General features: G+C 45.6%; 15 protein-coding genes. 3 read left to right on the top strand and 12 right to left on the bottom strand.

Going from position 1 to position 20,085, the window contains the following annotated elements:
- The first annotated feature begins 129 nt into the window (after positions 1–129).
- The 3 genes from HJG39_RS14010 to HJG39_RS14000 all read left to right on the top strand — a co-directional run bounded on the left by HJG39_RS14010 (position 130) and on the right by HJG39_RS14000 (position 1,723).
- Positions 130–561 (top strand): transcriptional repressor, encoded by a 432-nt coding sequence (locus tag HJG39_RS14010; RefSeq protein ID WP_268409993.1) that lies wholly within the window; start codon positions 130–132, stop codon positions 559–561.
- Positions 562–752: 191 nt separating this feature from the next.
- Positions 753–1,220: a chemotaxis protein CheX gene (locus HJG39_RS14005; protein WP_268409992.1), complete on the top strand. Its 468-nt coding sequence runs from the start codon at positions 753–755 to the stop codon at positions 1,218–1,220.
- Positions 1,221–1,303: 83 nt separating this feature from the next.
- Positions 1,304–1,723: a secondary thiamine-phosphate synthase enzyme YjbQ gene (locus HJG39_RS14000; RefSeq protein WP_268409991.1), complete on the top strand. Its 420-nt coding sequence runs from the start codon at positions 1,304–1,306 to the stop codon at positions 1,721–1,723.
- A gap of 45 nt (positions 1,724–1,768) precedes the next feature.
- Here HJG39_RS14000 and dnaB read toward each other — a convergent pair whose 3' ends face one another.
- The 12 genes from dnaB to HJG39_RS13940 all read right to left on the bottom strand — a co-directional run bounded on the left by dnaB (position 1,769) and on the right by HJG39_RS13940 (position 19,860).
- Positions 1,769–3,157, bottom strand: a complete 1,389-nt coding sequence (dnaB, locus tag HJG39_RS13995; RefSeq protein ID WP_268410021.1) for a replicative DNA helicase — start codon at positions 3,155–3,157, stop codon at positions 1,769–1,771.
- Between the two features lie 179 nt (positions 3,158–3,336).
- Entirely contained in the window at positions 3,337–4,302 is a 966-nt protein-coding gene (locus tag HJG39_RS13990; RefSeq protein ID WP_268409989.1) for a DUF4097 family beta strand repeat-containing protein, read from the bottom strand.
- 25 nt (positions 4,303–4,327) lie between these two features.
- Positions 4,328–4,864, bottom strand: coding sequence for a hypothetical protein (locus tag HJG39_RS13985; RefSeq protein ID WP_268409988.1), 537 nt, complete (start codon positions 4,862–4,864; stop codon positions 4,328–4,330).
- Positions 4,857–5,423 carry an RNA polymerase sigma factor gene (locus tag HJG39_RS13980; protein WP_268409987.1) on the bottom strand — a complete coding sequence of 189 codons (567 nt, stop codon included), beginning with the start codon at positions 5,421–5,423 and terminating at the stop codon, positions 4,857–4,859. The genes HJG39_RS13985 and HJG39_RS13980 overlap by 8 nt, the downstream gene beginning before the upstream one ends.
- 204 nt (positions 5,424–5,627) lie before the next feature.
- Positions 5,628–6,080: a 50S ribosomal protein L9 gene (rplI, locus tag HJG39_RS13975; RefSeq protein ID WP_268409986.1), complete on the bottom strand. Its 453-nt coding sequence runs from the start codon at positions 6,078–6,080 to the stop codon at positions 5,628–5,630.
- A 31-nt stretch (positions 6,081–6,111) separates the two neighbouring features.
- Positions 6,112–6,339, bottom strand: coding sequence for a 30S ribosomal protein S18 (rpsR, locus tag HJG39_RS13970; RefSeq protein ID WP_268409984.1), 228 nt, complete (start codon positions 6,337–6,339; stop codon positions 6,112–6,114).
- 22 nt (positions 6,340–6,361) lie between these two features.
- A complete protein-coding gene (gene rpsF / locus HJG39_RS13965) occupies positions 6,362–6,751 on the bottom strand; it encodes a 30S ribosomal protein S6 (protein ID WP_268409983.1) in 390 nt (129 codons plus the stop codon).
- 166 nt (positions 6,752–6,917) lie between these two features.
- A complete protein-coding gene (locus HJG39_RS13960; protein WP_268409981.1) occupies positions 6,918–7,805 on the bottom strand; it encodes a DMT family transporter in 888 nt (295 codons plus the stop codon).
- A 144-nt stretch (positions 7,806–7,949) separates the two neighbouring features.
- Positions 7,950–8,171: a hypothetical protein gene (locus tag HJG39_RS13955; protein ID WP_268409980.1), complete on the bottom strand. Its 222-nt coding sequence runs from the start codon at positions 8,169–8,171 to the stop codon at positions 7,950–7,952.
- 126 nt (positions 8,172–8,297) lie between these two features.
- Positions 8,298–12,161 (bottom strand): contractile injection system tape measure protein, encoded by a 3,864-nt coding sequence (locus HJG39_RS13950; RefSeq protein ID WP_268409979.1) that lies wholly within the window; start codon positions 12,159–12,161, stop codon positions 8,298–8,300.
- Between the two features lie 91 nt (positions 12,162–12,252).
- Positions 12,253–17,115 (bottom strand): hypothetical protein, encoded by a 4,863-nt coding sequence (locus HJG39_RS13945; protein ID WP_268409978.1) that lies wholly within the window; start codon positions 17,113–17,115, stop codon positions 12,253–12,255.
- A gap of 9 nt (positions 17,116–17,124) precedes the next feature.
- A complete protein-coding gene (locus HJG39_RS13940; RefSeq protein ID WP_268409977.1) occupies positions 17,125–19,860 on the bottom strand; it encodes a hypothetical protein in 2,736 nt (911 codons plus the stop codon).
- Positions 19,861–20,085: the final 225 nt, after the last annotated feature.

Here is a 20,085-nt window from a genome sequence, read left to right as displayed (position 1 = left end):
GCAAGTGGTATATCGTCCTAAAGCACATTTGGAGTGTTGATAATTCAATGAATTAATGCAGCTTTGTATTAAACACATATAAATTTACTTATGTTACACTGCGGCTTACATTGATGACTGAATAATCGCATGAATCAACAACAACTCATTCAAAAAGCGCGAGAATATTGTGAACAAAAAGGTGTGAGATTCACCGTGCAACGTGAAAAAGTTTACTCTATTCTGTTACAGCATAAACATGCCGTTGGCGCATATGATCTTTTAGATGAACTGAAAAAAACCGAAGACTCTGCCAAACCTGCTACTGTTTATAGAGCATTGGAGTTTCTTCTTGATATGGGCTTTGTACATAAAGTCGAGTCCGATAATAAATTTATTGTTTGCCATCATTTTGGTTGTAGTCATCCAGTTCAATTTTTGATATGTGATAAATGCGGTGATGTACAGGAAATTCAGTCAGACGGTCTTCAAGAAAAACTCGACAAACAAGCACAATCGGTCGGCTTTGTGATTTCACGGCAAACAATAGAAGCCCACGGTCAATGTGCAAAGTGCCAATAGTTTGTCAGTTTGGGAGTATTTTCACGCAAAACGGATGCTGACTTTGAACATAGTGCAATATTTTCAGCACAATATCGGGTCTTAGCCTTGGCACACAATCTGCTTTTAAGCACTTAAGTACGTTGCGATGCTGTCGCCTATACTTAGAAATAGAGCATAAAAACTGACTAGCTACGGAATAATCAACCAACATGAATGTAGAATTTATCAATCCTTTTATAAGTGCGTTCAAAAATGTGTTGCTAACGATGGCACAACTTGATCTAGCAGCGGGGGCGCCTAAGAAGAAAACTGAGGAGCTTGCCCAAGGTGATGTAACAGGCTTGTTGGGCATGACAGGCCCACAAACAAAGGGCTCGTTTTCTATCACATTTGATGAAACCCTTGCACTTGAAATCATGAGTCGTATGTTAGGTGAAAAGCCTGCTTCTATTAATGCTGAAGTCATTGATTTAGTCGGTGAATTAACCAATATGGTTGCCGGTGGAGCAAAAAACACATTGGGTGAGAAAGGCTACGATTTCGGAATGGCAACCCCTGTGGTAGTAAGTGGTAAAGATCACACTATCACGCATCGCGTTGATGGCCCGAAATTAATCCTTCCTTTCAAAACCGATGTTGGCAAAGCCCACATCGAAATTTGTTTCGAGAAAGCCTAAGTTTCAGATACCGGCTTGCAACATAAAACCCACCAACAACATGGGAACAAGATTTTGTCCCCATGTTGTTTTTTAGATGAACTATGTGGATTCAAAAAACACTTCAACTAAAAGCCCATCATCGTGGCTTTCACCTCATTACGCATGATATTGAGACTCAGCTGCCAGAACTTAGGCAACTCAATATTGGGTTACTGCACTTATTCATTCAACACACCAGTGCAAGCCTAACGATTAATGAAAATGCAGATCCAACGGTTCGTAGCGACCTAGAAGCTCATCTAAATCATATTGTTCCTGAAAACGCACCATATTATCAGCATACTTATGAAGGCTCTGATGATATGCCTGCACACATTAAAGCCAGTTTGTTGGGAAATAGCCTTACAATTCCTATTCAAAAAGGCATGTTGGCATTGGGAACATGGCAGGGTATTTATTTAGGAGAACACCGAAATAGTGGTGGCAAGCGGAGAATTGTTGCCACCATTAGCGGCGAGTAATAGCTGATTGGCTACAAGCCTTGCTCATTATTGTGAGCAAGGCAATCAGTAATCATCCATCACAGGTGCGGCATAATTATCAAAGCGAGAAAAGTGCCCTTGGAAAGTTAGTCTTACCGTACCGATTGGGCCGTTACGTTGCTTACCAATAATAATTTCCGCTACGCCTTTTTCTGGCGAATTCTCGTTGTACACTTCATCACGATAAATAAACATGATTAAGTCGGCATCCTGCTCGATAGAGCCGGATTCACGTAAGTCTGAGTTGATTGGGCGCTTATCCGCTCGTTGCTCCAAGCCACGGTTAAGCTGCGACAACGCGATGACGGGACATTCCAACTCTTTTGCTAAAGCTTTTAGAGAACGCGAAATCTCGGCAATCTCTAATGTACGGTTATCGGCAAACTGAGGCGCACGCATTAACTGCAAATAATCGACCATGATAAGGCTAATCCCGCCATGATCACGGGCAATTTTACGAGCACGAGTTCTGACTTCCATTGGTGTTAAGCCGGAAGAATCATCAATAAATAAATTATTCTTTTCCGCCATCAGCTTCATGGCTTCAGAAAGCTTAACCCAATCTTCGTCGTTTAGCTGCGCTGTACGCACACTGGTTTGGTTAACTCGGCCAATTGAGGCGAGCATCCTCATCATAATTTGCTCGGATGGCATCTCCAAGCTGAATACTAATACGGGTTTGTCCGAAGACAACATGGCGTTTTCGCACAAGTTCATTGCAAATGTGGTTTTTCCCATAGAAGGACGAGCCGCTACAATAATTAAGTCGGAGCGCTGTAAACCACTGGTTTTTTTATCTAGCTCTGTATAGCCCGTGGTAACACCAGTAATTTCGGAACCTGCCTTTGCCAAGGCATCAATTCGGTCAATGGTTGCGCCTAACACATGCTTTAGCGCTTGAGGGCCTTCTGTTTGTGTGGTGCGTTTTTCAGCAATTTCAAAGACTTTAGTTTCGGCTAAATCTAAAATGTCGTGACTAATTCGGCCCTCTGGATTGAAACTGGCCTCTGAAATATCATTCGCTGCGGCAATAAGTTCTCGGCGAATTGCCTGTTCCTTGATGATTTCCGCATAGGCAGTCACGTTAGCCGCACTCGGCGTATTTTTCGCAAGCTCACCTAAATAAGCAAAACCACCGGCGTCTTCTAGCTGCTCGTGATGTTCCAAATCCTCGGACACTGTCACAATATCAACCGGCTGGCTTTTTTCTAAAAGACGAATAATCGCGCGATAAATATATTGATGAGAACTATTGTAGAAATCAGACTCAATGAGGATCTCAGTCACTTTATCCCATGAGTCAGGGGAAATGAGCATACTCCCCAAGACTGATTGCTCCGCTTCAATAGAATGAGGGGGGATCTTCAGTTTGGCGACTTTCGCATCAGAATCTTTTGATGATACACCCTTGATAGCCACTATTTATTACTCTTTAACTCAGCCAGCTGAGCATTATCCTAAATTAACTTTAACTTCGCTAGCCTTCATCGTCTTCATTCTTATATTAATAATATACGTAAAGCCCTCTTTGAACGTTAGTATCTACTATATACTTTTCAAAAGAGGGCTTGTCACACGAATATCTACACAATTTAATGTGTTGTCAGATGAATTTTACCATTAACACTTTCTACTTCGACTTTCGCCGATGCGTCAGGCGTTGAGAATTCAAGCGAACGCCCCGGACCAAAACGGGACTTAACGGGCTTATCATTAGTTATATCATTAATTATTTTTCCACCCGCATAGGTGTTCACTTCAAAGTAGGCAGGCACCTCTTTTTGCATGGTGAGGGTGATTTTCCCACCCACACTTGATGCTTCGACTTCAGCGTTCTCTAACAAGGTAAATTGAGCGTCGATTTCCCCGTTGACCGTAGAAACTTCCAGTCGTTTGATGTCACCAAGTGACAATTCAACTTTACCATTCACCGTTTCGATACGTGTATCTAGCGATTTAATATCCGATTTGATGTCACCATTAACTGTTTCAAAAACCAACTTTTCGGCAACCGATTTCTTGTCATCAAAGTTACCGTTTACCGAACCAACCCGAATGGCGCCATTTAATTTTCTGGTTTTGATGTGACCATTAACGGTTTCAATATTGATTTTACCTTGAAGCTCATTCGCTGCTACTGAGCCATTTACGGTATCAACCGATACCGACATATCAATATTTCCAACCTCAACGCTAGCATTCATACTGGTGTAGTTCACTCGGCTATTGCGCGGCACTTTAATAACTAAATTGTCGCCTTTGGGCTTTTCATGCCCCCACGGAGTCCGAAAACGACGAGGCATCTCCACTTCAATTTCAATCCCATTACTCGTGCGCTCGAAGGTAAGCCCTTCAGCTTCATCATCAAGCTCACCTGTAATGTGAACAAGATTTTTGTCCCAGCCTTCAATCTTGGCGAAACCATTTAGATGTTCAATTTCAATCACATCACCTTTTCCAGCTTCCATTTTTTTATCGACTTGTTCACCTGCAAAAATAATTTGAGAGAACATCATTAGTGATGCACAAACGATGCTTTTTGTCATTACGTTATTCATTTTCGAAGCTCCTGCTTTAACCACGTTAAACTACTCGCCATTTAGGGTTATAAACGGTTTCAATTAAAGAAAGTTGTTGTTGATAAACTTGCTGCAACATCTGCAACAAGGCTTTGTTGTTTGGATCATTTTTCAGCGCCATCTTGATGGCTTCCGCCGCATCATCCAGCTCTTTTAACTGCGCTTGCCAATCATTAGTTACTGGTTTTACTTCTTGGTAACTCACTAACAGCGCTTGCTTTTGCTGCTCATGTTGCGAGGCTAAAACCTCTGCTAAATTAACTAAGTCGGGTTGCGCTTGCTCCGGTTTCACACCAAACCAACCGATAACAGCAACAAACGCCACCGCTGCTGCCATTGCCCATAACGGTTGTGTTTTTGCGACGTGACTTAATGACCAACGAGACTTGAGCACTTGGTTATCTTTAATATCCTTTTCCAAATTGTTCTGTTGTGTGCGAAGCAGAGAATGCTCAATACCAACCCACAAATCCTTGCTAGGCTCAATGCTGTCAGGTAATTGCGCCAACTGCTCATTTAACTTTTTATCAAAATCACTCATCGCCGTACCCCATCCACGCTTTGATTAATTGCTTTGCCCGATGAAACTGCGCCTTACTCGAACCCACTGCCATATCCATCATTTCTGCAATATCTTCATGTCGATACCCTTCTAGAGCATGAAGTACAAACACCAGTCTTGCCCGTTCAGGCAAGCGCTGAATATAGGCTTCCAGATCAACCGAACCGGCACATTGTTGAGCAGGTTTACTGGCCACCTCTGAATCTTCAATATTAAACAGATTCTGCCAGAAGCCCTTTTGAGCGCGTAAATATGAAATAGTCACATTAGAGGCAACACTGTGTAACCAAGTCGAAAACCTACTATCGCCGCGATAATTCTTGAGCTTCGACCACACTTGAATAAAAACTTCTTGAGTCGCTTCCTCAGCCATACTTGCTTGCCCAGTTAAACGCAATGCTAATGCATAAACGCGGCCTACATGCATTTGATATAAGCCTTTAAAAGCCTGCCTGTCTCCTTGCTGACTAGCAGTAATGAGCGTTTCTTCTTTCGTTTGAGAATCAGCGATTTCCTGCAAAGCTGTATTTTGTTCCAACAACTGTTACTACCTGTGTTTGGTTCTTGAACTACCAGAATTCCGGTATAACTTTTTAGTATTTGAAGGTTAGTCGATAAGAATAACGCGAAGGTTTAAATAGGAAATAAAAAAATATTAATAAAATGCAGACATAAAAAAACACCGCGTTAAAAGCGGTGTTTTTATGCAGAAAAATATAAAAAGTAATTACACTTACTTAAATTACGCTTCTCTGATCACGATAACTTTAATCGTTGCCGTTACTTCTGAGTGAAGTTGAATATCAAGATCAAACTCACCTGTTTCACGGATAGTACCATTAGGCATACGAACTTCAGATTTCGCTACCTCAACACCAGCAGCAGTTACTGCATCAGCGATGTCACGAGTACCAACAGAACCGAACAATTTACCTTCATCACCAGCAGGCGCAGCGATAGTCACTTCTGCTAAGTTAGAAATTTGCTCCGCTCTTGCTTGAGCTGCTGCCAATACGTCAGCTAACTTTGCTTCAAGCTCAGCGCGACGCTGTTCGAATTTTTCAACGTTAACTTTCGTTGCTGGAACCGCTTTACCTTGTGGAAACAAGAAGTTACGCGCATAACCAGCTTTTACAGAAACTGTGTCACCTAAACCGCCCAAGTTGGCAATTTTGTCTAGTAGAATGATGTTCATCTTGCTACCTCTTTAAATTCGCCAATGACGATTATTTGTGAGAATCAGTATAAGGCAACAATGCTAAGAAACGAGCACGTTTGATAGCAGTTGACAACTGACGTTGGTATTTAGCGCTAGTACCAGTAATACGGCTAGGTACGATTTTGCCATTTTCGGTAACGTAGTTTTTCAACATACCGATGTCTTTGTAATCGATCTCTGTCACGCCTTCAGCAGTGAAGCGGCAGAATTTACGACGTCTGAAATAGTTAGACATTATCTTAATCCTCTATCCAATCTTATGCTTCTTTAGAAGCGTCTTCTGAAGCAGCTTCTTCACGTCTTGCAGGTCTTTCACGTTGCTCAGGCTTGTTTTCTTGAGCCATTGGTGAAGGTTCAGTTACTGCACCTTTAGTACGCATAATCATGTTACGAAGAACAACATCGTTGAAACGGAAAGCTGTTTCCAACTCTTCAATCGCTTCGGCTGTTGCTTCAGTGTTGATTAGAACGTAGTGGGCTTTGTGTAACTTTTCGATTGGATAAGCTAACTGACGACGACCCCAATCTTCTAAACGGTGAATTGTGCCACCGTCAGTAGTCAAAATACCGGTGTATCTTTCGATCATGCCAGGCACTTGTTCACTTTGGTCAGGGTGAACCATAAATACAATTTCGTAATGACGCATAAAAGCTCCTTACGGTTGATGCCTCGTATAGCTCAGCCGGACTATGTTAAGGCAAGGAACATAAAGTTTTTGGCTGATTCGAGGGCGCGGATTCTACGCAACAACGGCGCAGAAAACAAGCAAAAGATTGCCGCTGCGCGCGTTGAACACATATTTCTAGAAAAGATTAACCAGCCACAACTAACACGCCCACTCCCATTAAGGCTAAAACCGACCAAAGCCAAGCGCGTTTCGCCACCTTTTCGCCAAGAACAAAGGCAACCACCAACGATAACAACACGCTTGTTGCGAATAGGGTTTGTACCACCGCCGCCTGCGTATAGGAGAACGCCAACATTTGTAAATACATAGGAAATAACGTGCCAACGACACTGGCTAACAACATGATTTTCCACGCACGGGAAGCGTTATGGGTAACAGGAAGCCAGCGAGAGCGGCGCCAAAACATTAATAACACAACAATCAACACTCCACCCAATAAGCGCATTGCTGCTGCCGATGCTGGTGCTATTTCTGAGCCAGTTAGAATATCGCGGCTGATCACTGCTCCCACGGCCTGACACAGGGCCGCAGCGCCTGCAAATCCATAACCGGATAAATTGAAAACCACCTCTTGCTTCTTCTTTTCCTGTTTCACTAACATATCGACAGCAAACAATACCAATGCAATCCCCAACCATTGCTTCCACGTAAGCCATTCAGCAATCCAAAGCATTGCTAGCAACGCAGTAAAAATAGGCGCAAGGGTTTCTGCCACCAGTACAGTTTGGCTATCGCCAATGCGTTTTAACGCCTGAAAAAAACAGGTATCGCCAATACCGATGCCAATCACACCGCTGAGCAACAACCAAAAAATATCACGATGGGAAAAAGTAAACGTTTGATTTAACCAGAAGTGCGAGAATGCGAGATAAGCACCTAATACAAATAAGGTAATCACCCCTTTCCAGAAGTTAAGCGACAAAGCAGAAAAACTCGCTCCTAACACCCGGAACAAACGAGCTGCAACCGCCCAACATAACGCAGTGACTAACGCGGCAATTTCACCGACCACAAACGGATCCTCAACAACAAAAAGGAAAGGATAATAGCAAATTAGCAAGGAGAGAAAACAACAAACCCGCGATGAAAGCGGGTTTGAACTTGGACTGATGTTGAATGCGCCTGATACCTACTGCGCATTCACTTCGGAAGGATACTAATAATCCGAAGAACGACCTGAATTTGCCTGTGAACCGCCTTGCTCAGACTCGAACAATGAACGTGCCTCACTACTGATAGAAACTTGGTCGCTTGAAGATTGCTGTTGACCAGCACTGCTGGTTTCTTGCAACGGTCTTGACTCTTGCGCTGCCGAAGTAGCAGACACATTCGCTTGGAACGCAGCAACAGCCGTATTATTGGAACCTGAAATTTCCATAACTTACCCCTCTGTTTTAGGCGTCCGCAAGGACACCACCTCAATACCTAATAACATTGTCGGATTTTTAACCGCAACAATCAATAAGAAAGGGAAGTTTTTATTTCTATTTCACTTCCTCTCGCTTCACACACCGCTTTGCCAACGAATATCAATCATCTCTTCAGATAACCACGGCAAGCGAATAATCCCAAATCCCCAAGGCAGCTTCGCCAATAGAATGTCTTGTGCTTGTTTTTCCACTGCGATGGCATAGCCAAAATCCACTTTAAGCAAGATCCCTTGGCGCTGAATAAACATCTGGCGAAAGCTACGACAACTCATGCCTTTAAGCGCCGGCCACTGTTCAATTATCAATGCCATTAAATTATCACATTCTTGCTTCTCGGTTTCCGTTAACGCACTTGTACACGTCAACGGCGCCAGCGGTTCATTCCCTAACAACATATTGGCGCAAACGGGAACGAAAACATTTTCTTCCAGATCTGGACCTTGTTCATGCTTGCAATAAATATACATGAGTAACGCCATTGCCTTATCGCCACTCTCTGCATACAAGCGCTTATCCGTATTTAATAAACCAATACGCGAAAAAAGCGTTTGTAAGAAAGGCCAGAACAACGCGAGTCCAGCATCGAAAACCAACGCATTCGCCTCTTCTGCTAGCAAGGATGAAAGCGCAGAAAGCTGCTGTTTGATCGGGGCTTGTAATGCTGGAATATCAACTTGCTGTAAAACCTGCTGCAACGGCTCAACAAGCGCGTTGAATTGAATGAAACCTCGTTGAGCGTTATCTACACTTAATGCATTTGTTGAGGAATTTTGCATTTGTGCGCTTTTCGATTGATCGCTAAGCAGCGTCCCCGAAAACGGAGTCACGGGCAACACAGATAGCAAAGATAACTCCGATAACACCTCTAACGATTGCACCTTATTAACGCTGTTATCTTTTTGAAGCAGTTGCGACACCCATGCTTGCACTTGCGACAAAACCGACATTTGCCACATTTTTCGCTCTGTCTCCCGAACCTTTTCTCCTCTAGAGGAATGACGCGATACATAAGATTGCGCCCACGCGTTTAAGTCGCGCATAAGGCATTCATGATCATCGAATTGACAGTATGCTAAACGTGGATTCGAACGAAACACAGCTTCCAAACTCGATACCAAAACTTGCAATGTCTCTTGCACTTTGTCTTGATCGTCGCGTGACTGTTCTGCGGTATCTTGAGCGACGAGTGCATTCACAAGCCGCTGCATTTGCATAACCCAAGGCAACACCGTATCAAGGGTTTCACTACCATTCTCAACAGGTTGATGAGCAGATTCAGCAGCCTGCTTAAGTATGCTCCCAAGCTTGTTCCATTTTGTCAGAATCCCCTTAATGCGACGCCATTCATCGCGCGCTGGGAATGTTGTCGACGAAAGCTGCTTGAAGCCTTCTATAGCGTGTTGTGCAGCCCTTATTAAAGGCATCCATTTCGCGTCTGTTTCACCTTGCACTTGTGCTTTTTCTTGCTTGGATAACTGAGACAACTGAGCCCGCTCTATCGCCTTTTGAAGCGCGACAAGCTGCGCATCTAGCTTAGCGTAATGGCACAACGCATCCGTCTGAGCATGAGCAAACCCCGGCGCTATTTGCTCTGTTCGTATGTTTAATGGCGTTTGCCGCCACTTATTCAAGAATCGTGATAACAACAGTGCAGCCTGTTTAAACGGCTGAAGTGGCGCTTCATCACTTCCTTGTTGACTAAAATCCAACTGCTTAATTTGCTTTTCCAATGCCTCTTTTTGCTGCAACAACGCCGAATTTGCATGATGATATTGATTGTGGCTATTCATCTTAAATGAGCCAGCAACATCAGAGTTCAGCCACGGAATTTGCATTCCTTCTGGCATTAACCACCAGCTTTGCAATACCATTTTTTGCTGACTTTCACTTGGCAATTGCTGATAAAACTGGTGAATTTGCATCGTTATTTCTTGATAAAACCCAACAAGCCCTAAACGCGCCTGTGTATTTTTATCGCACCACGACGAAACAAATAGCTTTTGAGTAAGCTGCTTGAATGACTGAAAAATTGCCAATAGCTGATGCAAACAACTCAATGCTGAATCCAGCGCAGATGTGCGCTTAGCTTCATGACCCACAACCGTTATCTGACAACGTGATAATTCCCGCTTAAGCTGCGTTAATTTTTCTGCGGCTAAGCGTTCGTTTAAAAGTGCATTACTGCTGATAACCTCATCAGATACAGGCGTCAGTCCTAGCGCATTTAGCGCAGCCAATAAATCATTAACAGCAAAGTCTGAATGCATTGAAGCAAGCCATTGCAGCACTTTTTCTCGCGCTTGCTGTGGCAAATAATTCAGGTTCGATGTGAGATTTTCAACTAACGTTAAGTGCTCAGAAGCAGCCCCCGACTGAACATGAAATAACGCTTTTCGCAGAGGCAACCAAAAATCACTGTCTGCGGCAGGAGAAAGGCCCGCATCGGTATGTGCATAGTGTTTTTTTAACGCGCTCAAAATGGGTTGTAGCTTTTTCGCCACCGCCCCGCTTTCTTGGCGTTGCCAATCTCGATATTGATCCGCAATCCGGGCGATTTCGTTTAGCACCGTTAGCGGTAACGCTGTTAATGCCAACAGCGAGGTTAACTCTTGCAAAATGTTGGTAAATTGTTCGGAAAGTGACTCAGGTAAGAGCACATCATCGGTTGCTGATTCTGGCGATAATTTGTCGATTATCTCGCTGACTGCATCAATCGCCAGCGATAAACTTTGATGCTGAGTAAGCGACTGCCCACTAACGATTAAGCACTTATTCTTTATAGACTCAGGTAAATTCACATCGAAACAAAGCAACTGTTGAACACACTGCATTAACGCCGCTAGCGAAAGTGTATGACCTTGCTGCAACCGGGCTTGAAGCTGCTGTAAAAAGTGTGACTTCCGTTTCAAATTTTGCAGCAAATCGGAAACATTTATCGCGTACTCGTTGTTAATATTTTTGTCAGGAGCGTTATCAGCGTAAGCGTTATTGATGTGAGAACCCGTGTTTTTAATATACGCATTATTCACTGAAACCTCGTGAAAAGCGTCTTCAAAAACCCTCTTTCGTGCCAAATTCAACAAGGCATCAACCGCTTTTGCTGACACCAGCCCAGACGCTTGCAATACAGATTCATTGCGCCAATGTTGATCTGCCAGCGGGAAATGCGACACGCTCCCCGATGCGTCCATCAAGCTCCAATGTTGTAGTTGCTCTTGGAACACTCGCGAGCGCTTTCTTGCTAACGCGGCCGTGAGCAGTTCCCACCCCGCAGCCGACAACTGCACTTGCCCTTGTTTTAAATGCATTAGCAGCGCAACCGACTGTTGCCACTGAGCAGGTTCAATAGCATTACCTTGATGTTGGCAGGTTTGCTGCGCCAAACGCAAAATCACCTCGCCGTAGCTTCCTGCTTCGTTAATCGCTACTTGCAAAGCAGGTAACATCGCCTCAGGAAACAGCGCAAGTAACACCGCCTTTAGTTCAGCCGTGTGCGCTAAACGTTTCAATTCAGGCACTAACAGAGCAAATACGTGAGGATGGCTTAAGCAAGCACGTAACGATACCGCTGATTTCGGGTTAAGCAAGGCGGCAAGTAACCGCGCTGAAAAGCTATCGCTAAGCTTAATTTGTCCTCTCGCCTCGGTTTTCGAGCTAACTTGCTCAACCGCTGCCTCAAATTGTTGCCGAATTAGCGGCGCCAGATGCACCGCAAAGTAATGTTCTGGTCGAGAAGAAAACGCCTTCATATTGATTGGCGGCAAATTAATTTGAATATGCTCAATGGTTATCGGGTAGCCATGCTCCAAAGCGCTCATCATGGATTGCAAATACTGCGACACCCTTTGTGTAAGGTGACGTTCAGCGTTTTCAGCTTGCGCGTTTTTCGGATAGCGATAACGAATATCTAATGCCAGATGATCAATGTGTGCCCGCATATTGCCTTCTTTATTAAACCAAAACCTGAATTTTCTGAGCGCAAAAAAAAGCCCCCAAGGAAGGGGGCAAATCACACAGAGGAAGGGAGAACTATTCGTTATGCACTCGCCAGACGCCTTCGCCCGCATCAATTTTACGGCCCACAAAATCGCCTCTCCAATAATGACGCTCTTCGTGTGCATCTGTGAGATTATTATTGGCATAAATATGTGGACCTTCTGCCGCGTTGTTACCGGTCCAGAATCCTTCGCACATTAAATCCGAGCAGTAATAGGCACCCCCGCCCTTGCCTGTAGCTTCACCAGAAAGTGCTTCAGCACGGCAATTACGCGCAAACATCACCAAGCGCTCACAACGATAAGCACCGCCACCATTGGCTAATGCCTGACAATTCATTGCACGCACACGGCTATCGTGACAATAAGCTACCGCGCCACCATGATCAGCATGGCATTGGTCGGCGTGAATTTCCGAATGCGTTAAGCCCCACGCTGCACCACCTTCGTTGCGCTGATTATCGGGTTGCGAAGCTTGTTCTAGTGCATGACACTGACGAATATTCAATGCTTGAATGCTGTTCGCAGTGTAGGTATTTGCGCCCATGCGACTAGCGTAAATTCCCCCTCCGTGACCAGACACACGATGGCGCACAATGTGACAATTCAACTCGCAGTCTCTGGCGTATTCGAGGTAAAAAGCACCGCCATTTTGCGTACTGTGAATGTTGTTGCCATCGAAGGTAAAGCCATCCATTTTCACGTTGGAAATCCACTGACTTGAAGACCCTACCAATTCAAAACGTGCTCTTGGATTCTGCTTACGAATAACCGTGGTATGCGGATTAAAACCCACAATCGATACGTTAGAACCAATACTCACGGATTCCGTTAACTGGTACGCCGACGTGCCGTTATCTTGATTATTCATCGGCATCAAAATAACCGTTGTGTTATCAGTAATTCGGCTTTTCTCGTAGGAGCTTTTGTTAAACACGCGGTCGAATTCAATTTGGCTGCTAATGGTGTGCGTTTTGCCACCACGACCAAATGGCACAACCACATTGTCGATGTAAGATTTCACCGCCGCCTGCGTTGGCAACAAGGCATTGACACCGGCATCGCCACCTAATGTCACATCGTCGGAAATACCGGTAATAACAGGGCCTTCACCCAACTGCATTTGCTGCTGAACGCTCAAGCTGGCAGTTGATAACTCGCCATCGTTACGCAAACGGCCTGTTTTCGCCTCGCCCATTACGTTGATATCGCCAGAAATAATCACGCCGCCTTTAACATCGAGTTTGGCAGAAGGCGAAGTCACACCTAAGCCTAAATCGCCCGCCGAGGTGAGTGTCATTAAGCTGCGAGCCACATCACCTTGAGCTTGATGCTCAACACGCAACGGCATTTGCTCACCATGGCTTTGCACATGCATGGCCGCTGTGGCGGTTTCCACGCCCACACCTAACCGCTCTGACGCATAAATGCCTTTGTCACTGCGAATGGCGTCTTTCACCGACAATGCCCCGCCTACATCCACTTTTTGCTGCAAGCTTGTGCTGGCTTCAACCGTTAGCGAGCTACCAATGATGGCATCATCTTTCACCATCAAATCGGCGTTTAAGTAAGTTGCGCCAGTCACGGTTAAGGTTTCGTCAATGCTAGCGCGATCTTCTACCGATAAGTCTCCGGCAATTTGCACATCGGAACCAAATTCCGACTTCTTCGACACATCCAACGAACCCCGCGCCACCAGCTTTTCTTCGACTTCCACTTCACCTTGCAAGTGCGTGTTACCACCCACACTCAAGGTTTGAGAAATTTCCGCTGTACCCGCCACTTGTAACGTTTCGCTTGGGTCGTCAACGCCCACTCCAATGCGACCATCTTTAATCACAATACTGCCGAACTTTTCGGAGTCGATACGTAGCGCTTCAGAATAGGTCGTGTCAGCAATATAAAGTTGAGATTTAATGTCGATCATCTCAGGTTTTGCCACACCCAAAATGGTTTGCTCACGTAAGCGGGATTTTTCTAGCACGAATAAATCCGACTTAATATTGGTGTCTTGGGCAACATCCAAGCTGGAATTAAGATACACGCGGCCATCAACCGTTAGCGCATCACCAATGTAGGCATCATCAGCAACATCAAACATGCTGCGTGGTGAGTGAACACCCACACCAACACGACCTTGAGTCACAATAAACTGGGTTTTATCGGCAGTGTCACCTTCAATACGCACTGCGGTTTGATGCTCGCCTGCGCCAATGTGAATGCCTGCGTTTGGTTTGTCTGTACCTAAACCAATTTGCTTTTCCACTATCAAGTTTGCGCCAACATGGGTTTCGCCGCTAATTTCAGCGCTGCCCATCACGTTTAATAAGCCTTGAGATTTCTCATCATCACCAATAAAGACCGACTTATCGAAGGTGGCGGGTGCATGAGCCTGTAGCTCGCCAGACACGGTTAAATGGCTTTCTACACCCACACTGCTATTGAATTGTCCGTGACCAGAAAGCGTCAATTGCCCATGCAAATTGCTGTTACCCTGGACCGCGAAATGCGCGTCTGGGGTGTCAGTATTCACACCTATTTGGTCCCCCTTAACATACAAAGTAGGTGAAGAAAGTGAAGATTGGTCAACCCGCATTGCAATGCTGTCGGAGCTGGATTGGCGTAGGTGTAAATCAATTTGAGTATCGTTATCGCCACCGCTGCTCATGGGGGAATTGATAGGGGCGTTAATGCATACTGCACCTCTGGCAACCAAGCCAGATTCAAAGTTCGCGCCTTTTAGCGCGGTGAACTGCTCTTTGACTCGCGCACTTTGGCTATCCATGTTGCCGTCGATCTTCGCCGTGCCTTTAATGTGCAAATTCGCTTCGGCATGCTCCACATTAATCGACAACGACTCTGCATTTAAGCGCAGTTGATTTTTCTCACTGGTGTCGCGAATAATTAACGCTGCATCGCTGCCTTTTTGTTGCAATGCCATTTGGCGCGCGTCTACGTTTAGCCAATCCGACACCATCAAGTTGCCATCTATCTGGGTATCACCCTGAATATTCACACCCTGTTGTAAATGACGACCATCAAGCACAATCGCGTCGTCCGACACCGACATCACATCGCTGCCCGCTTGCTCTGGTGTGCGCACCGCAAAGCCACCATCAACGCGCAAGGTGTCATCTACCAACACATCACCGCCTAAGTGAATGTCACTTTGCGGTTCGGAAACCAGCAGGCCCACTTTGTCTTGCGTAGCCACCAACAAAGCTTGGTTATCGTGTTTTACTTCCAACGGACGCGACATCGCAGGCACACCTATTGGCATCATGGCATCGCCCGTTTCCATTGCCACTTCTACTTTCAAGCCCTTTTGCACCTTCATGCCATCTTTAACGTGCGCTTGGCCTTCAACCATCAAATTATGTTTGAGCGTGGCATCACCATGCAACGCCAAGTCGGTGTTTTGATTATTGGTTCCCACCTGCATTTTATGGTTGTTCACCAATAAGCTGGCTTCGCCGTTGTTATCGTCAATACGCAGGGCAGCACGACGATTGTCTTCTTTAATGTGTAAGCTGGCGTTTGGCGCAAGCGTGGTGTCTGTGGCAATGGACAGGGTTTGTTCAATGTGCGCGCTGTCGTGAAGGTGAACATCGCCTTTCATCGACGTTTGCCCAAGCACATCAAGCTCATGCAAGGTACTGGTTTTCGCCACCTGCATGCCATCTTGTAAGGTGGCCTCGCCTTTTAAGGTGAGATCGCCTGCCAACACGCTATCGCCATCAATGTGCAAATTATCGCGCCCTGTAATGCCTTGCTTCACTTCCAAGGTTTGCGTGGCTGTGAGCGTGCCGTTAACTTGGGTTTCGTTTAAGTGCGCTTTTTCATCAACGCTGAACTTGCCATAAAGGTGCGTATCGCCGCTGAAAGTGAAGTTGGCGTGACTGTTATCCATGCCCGAGCGAATGCTGAGAATTGAAGCTTCGTTTTGGCGAATAGTGAACGCATCTTGGTGACTTTCACACAGCACATCCAAGCGAGACTGCGGCGCACGCGTGCCTACACCAATGCGATTATCCACCACTAAACTGTATTCTAAATCCAAGGCTTTGGTGGTAGCACTAATTGCCACACTGCCGTTAACATCCAAACTATTCAGCGGTTTTTCATGACCTAGCCCTAAGCGACCTTTTTGGTCGACCACCACGGGTAACGAATCCGATGCAATATGCAATAAATCGCCGCCATCGATTTGGCTCAGTGATAACAGTGCTGGCGCAGCGTCATGACCAGAACCGATGTACAGCGCGCCTTCTACGCTAGAATCGCCAGAAACACGAAGGCCACCAAACAATTCCGACTCGCCATTCACTTTAAAGCTCACCGCAGCGCTTTGCCCAAAGCCAACGCTGAGCATTTCCGAGAAATACCCTTGAGTGGCTTCCATTGTGCCAGTGAATTGGCTGCTGCCATCCACATGCAATAGCGCATCCGTGTGGGCAATACTGACTCTTCCTGTTGCCGACACAGTGTCGCTCATGTTGTTACTTGCATTCACAGTAAAGTGTTCAAATAGATTCAAGCCACTTTCTGCATCAAACTGAAGCTTTTCACCCACTGAAAAGTGCTGTGCGCTTAACATCACCGACTCGCCCAACTGCAACGCATCAGCGCTTAACTGAGTGTTATTTGGCAAAGTTAATGCCACGTTTTCACCACTTTCTGGCAACGCGAGTGAAACGCTACCCATCACCATTAATGGTTTAGTCAAGGTGGCAGACATCGCATCCAGTTGTAATCCATCATCTTGCTGAATCACAGATGCATCAATAAATTCCGCGAAATCGGCTCCGGTGGGTCGCTGATTGTCCGCAAACTTTGCTTTAATGTTGTCGCGTTGAAGCGCATCCGCTTGGGGCGAAGGAGAGTGTTGATCAGTCATGATGATTCCTTAGATAAAGTGGGGATCGTTAATTCGTACAGTAAAGTTCGGCATGCCTTCATGTCCGGGATGAAGGTAAGCCGCTGAAATGGGGTAACTTGGCTTTAAGTAATCCAAAGGCTGATAGCCAATTCTGAAGTCAACACCAACAGAGGCGTTGCTAATGGGATGCGGGTTAAACATGGCATCCAGATGTTCGTGAGCAATAGAAAACAACACAGAGTCGACGCTTAAGTGCGATAACACGCCATCCGCTTGAGTTAAATATTGCGCTAACGATTCGCAAATACTGGCGTAATCATTGCCCACAACTGGCGCAGATTCAGCCTCGCCCAGCCATGTGTTGATCCGCAATAGCAGCTCTTGCCAAGGCTGTTCGCCAGCCTTCTCTCGCTCTTGGTTTAGCGTGGTTAGAACTTGTTGTAGTAAGGTTTCTGGCGTTTCCACAAAGTCACGTAAATAACCGCTGAGCAAATCAATTAATTGGTTTTCATGAGCAGAATGCGGCAACGCTAGCGCTTCGTTTTGACCTACACTGCTGCGAGAAACCGGCAGGGATTTTTGTGTCATGGCATTAAGCCAACTAAAGTAAAGTCGCTCGAACAAACTCATTAATTCCCGCGACAAAGTGATCAAGTACACGGTTTGATGCACAGGCGACTGTTGTCGAATTTGCTCGGCCAGCAAGCTTTGATATTCCGCATTAGCAAAACGACTGGGCCAATTTGGCAACACAAAATACAGCTCGTTAGCGCGGTAAGATTGCGCGTTTGTGCCAAAGCGTAACAACTCACTTTCCAATAAGTACCCGCTTTCTCGGTTGGTAATCGCCAGCGGCATTTGCCCTAAATGCGACCATCCCAAAAAGCGACCAAGGCGTTTAAGTAAGCCACCGCTGTGGGCGCGTTGCGGATTCAAACTCAGGTAATTCATGCCACCAGAACGATAGCGACTGATCATAGGGTAATCTTTGATAGTCGCCGCTAAATCCAATAACGATTTAAGCTGTACCAGCTTTTCCAGTAGCGGCTGATCTTGGCTAATGTCGTTTGGAATAGGGTAAAACGCCCCTAAATAATGGCTAAACACTGAACGATACTTGAGTACACCTGCATCTAATCGACGCTCTGCGAAACGCGCTAATAGATGGTCTAACGAACTGATTAATCGCGTAAGCTGGGTTTGGCTGAATATCGGCTCTGCTTGAGACTGAAAGCCTTGCGCTTGGTAGGTATCAAAGTAATCACTTAATAAGTGCTTTATGCCACTAACACCAGTAATAGCTTGGCTTAACTGGCTGTGAGGCAACGCGCGAATATCCTGCCAAAATTGCTTAATGTCTTGGCTAGTTAATGCTTCGCTCGCCAGCATTTTATTAAATACATACATTAAACGTGGATACACCTCGGTGTCTGGAATCGCTAGCAACTTGCGTAAGTTATCGAGCTGCGCGGTTTCATCAGCAAGGATTTGGTCAAACAGGGTTAAGAAGCCTTTAAGCTGGAGAATTTGCCCAAGTTCTGGCGAAGCAATATCACCATCAATGCGCTTTTCACTGAGTCGATACACTTCTGGAAATTCGGTTTGAATCGAAATAAATTGGTTGAGTTGTCGGTAACGAGCGCCAATAAAGTCATCTATGTGAGGCGCTATCAACAAGCTCATAACCTCGTTGTTTTGCCTAACCAACTCAGCAATGCGTTGCTGGTCTGTGGCATCCAGTGTCATAGTTTGCCCGTCGATGCTCAATACCAGTTGTGACAAGGATAGGTCCAAGTCGAACACGGCAACCTCACCAGCTTGCAAGCGCATGCGCCAGTAGCTTTGTTCGTCGCTATCTGCCCCACTACCAACCTCGCCTGTAATAAAACTAAACCCGCTAATGCTGTTTAAGCCATTTTTGCCGTCTAACACTTCTAGCACATCACTGGAAAACACCCATTCTGGCAATTGCACATCCAGCAATTCTGTTTGGGAACGATAACCATTTTTCGCCAATGGACCGTTAAAAATAGCATCGCCGCTTAAGCCTTGATGTTGCATTTCTTGCAAGGTGTAACGATGAATATCTGGCGCGATTTTCTTGGCGCAAGCTTTGAACACCTCTGCAACATTGGCAATGGGGTCCGACGCGCCATCTAAGTCCATCACAAGCCTTACACCAATGTTTTTTGGGGCTAACACCTGAATTTCGCTCAAATCCTGATTCACATTACGTTCTTGCAAAAAGGTGTGGCGCACGGCATCAAGCACGGGGGTTTGTAACTCCAGCGGCAAATAGGCCCACTCAGGTTCGAGTTCCAATAGCAGTTTTACGCTGGCAATAGCGAAGTGCTCAGATTCTGTTGAAGCGGTTGTTGAAGATCGGTAGCTACCGGGTACCACCGCTACATTTTTTACGCCCTTTACATCCAAAATGGCTTGGCGAATATCGCGGTTGGTGACCATATTTGAAGGCAGGATATCCGGCGCTAGATAAAACGCTTGCGGCTCCCACTCCGCTTTTTCTTTATTTTTGGCGAGTAAATCGGCAACGGGAAAGTCCAAGCGATAACATAAGTCGGAAATCGCGAAGGATAATACCTCTAACAAGGTAATGCCGGGATCGGCGGTATTATGATCGGTCCAGTTTTGCTCGCAAACTTGCTGCACAAGCGTTAACGCTTGTTCTTTCAGGAACAAACTGTTTTGCCCTTGCTCTGCTAGTTCAGCATCCAAAAGCGTGCCAAGAAGTGGTTGGGACATAGCAACCTCAAGTAGTCAGCCTTGCCTTTGTAATGAAGGCAAGCAAGAAGGTAAAACCTACCAATAGTCGTGTGCAGACTAGACGCAGGCGAAATGGGAATGTGAAGGTTTGTCAGCGCGTTTAACTTTGCAACCGCTGTTAGTTAACGGTTTGCCAGCAAATTGCCACCCGACAGGTGTTGCGATCAGACTCGCCGTGAATCCTTCCATGGAGGCTCCACAGCC

This window comes from Alteromonas sp. a30 (genome assembly GCF_026788005.1).
Taxonomy (GTDB): Bacteria; Pseudomonadota; Gammaproteobacteria; order Enterobacterales; family Alteromonadaceae; genus Paraneptunicella.
This window is presented reverse-complemented; position numbering and strand designations above follow the sequence as displayed.

What these genes read in the sequence shown, in the direction of transcription:
- HJG39_RS13985 (WP_268409988.1), bottom strand. Translation starts at nt 4,864, where the DNA reads ATGAGTGATTTTGATAAAAAGTTAAATGAGCAGTTGGCGCAATTACCT.
- HJG39_RS14000 (WP_268409991.1), top strand. Translation starts at nt 1,304, where the DNA reads ATGTGGATTCAAAAAACACTTCAACTAAAAGCCCATCATCGTGGCTTT.
- HJG39_RS13940 (WP_268409977.1), bottom strand. Translation starts at nt 19,860, where the DNA reads ATGTCCCAACCACTTCTTGGCACGCTTTTGGATGCTGAACTAGCAGAG.
- rplI (WP_268409986.1), bottom strand. Translation starts at nt 6,080, where the DNA reads ATGAACATCATTCTACTAGACAAAATTGCCAACTTGGGCGGTTTAGGT.
- HJG39_RS13990 (WP_268409989.1), bottom strand. Translation starts at nt 4,302, where the DNA reads ATGAATAACGTAATGACAAAAAGCATCGTTTGTGCATCACTAATGATG.
- HJG39_RS14010 (WP_268409993.1), top strand. Translation starts at nt 130, where the DNA reads ATGAATCAACAACAACTCATTCAAAAAGCGCGAGAATATTGTGAACAA.
- HJG39_RS14005 (WP_268409992.1), top strand. Translation starts at nt 753, where the DNA reads ATGAATGTAGAATTTATCAATCCTTTTATAAGTGCGTTCAAAAATGTG.
- HJG39_RS13945 (WP_268409978.1), bottom strand. Translation starts at nt 17,115, where the DNA reads ATGACTGATCAACACTCTCCTTCGCCCCAAGCGGATGCGCTTCAACGC.
- HJG39_RS13950 (WP_268409979.1), bottom strand. Translation starts at nt 12,161, where the DNA reads ATGCGGGCACACATTGATCATCTGGCATTAGATATTCGTTATCGCTAT.
- HJG39_RS13955 (WP_268409980.1), bottom strand. Translation starts at nt 8,171, where the DNA reads ATGGAAATTTCAGGTTCCAATAATACGGCTGTTGCTGCGTTCCAAGCG.
- rpsR (WP_268409984.1), bottom strand. Translation starts at nt 6,339, where the DNA reads ATGTCTAACTATTTCAGACGTCGTAAATTCTGCCGCTTCACTGCTGAA.
- rpsF (WP_268409983.1), bottom strand. Translation starts at nt 6,751, where the DNA reads ATGCGTCATTACGAAATTGTATTTATGGTTCACCCTGACCAAAGTGAA.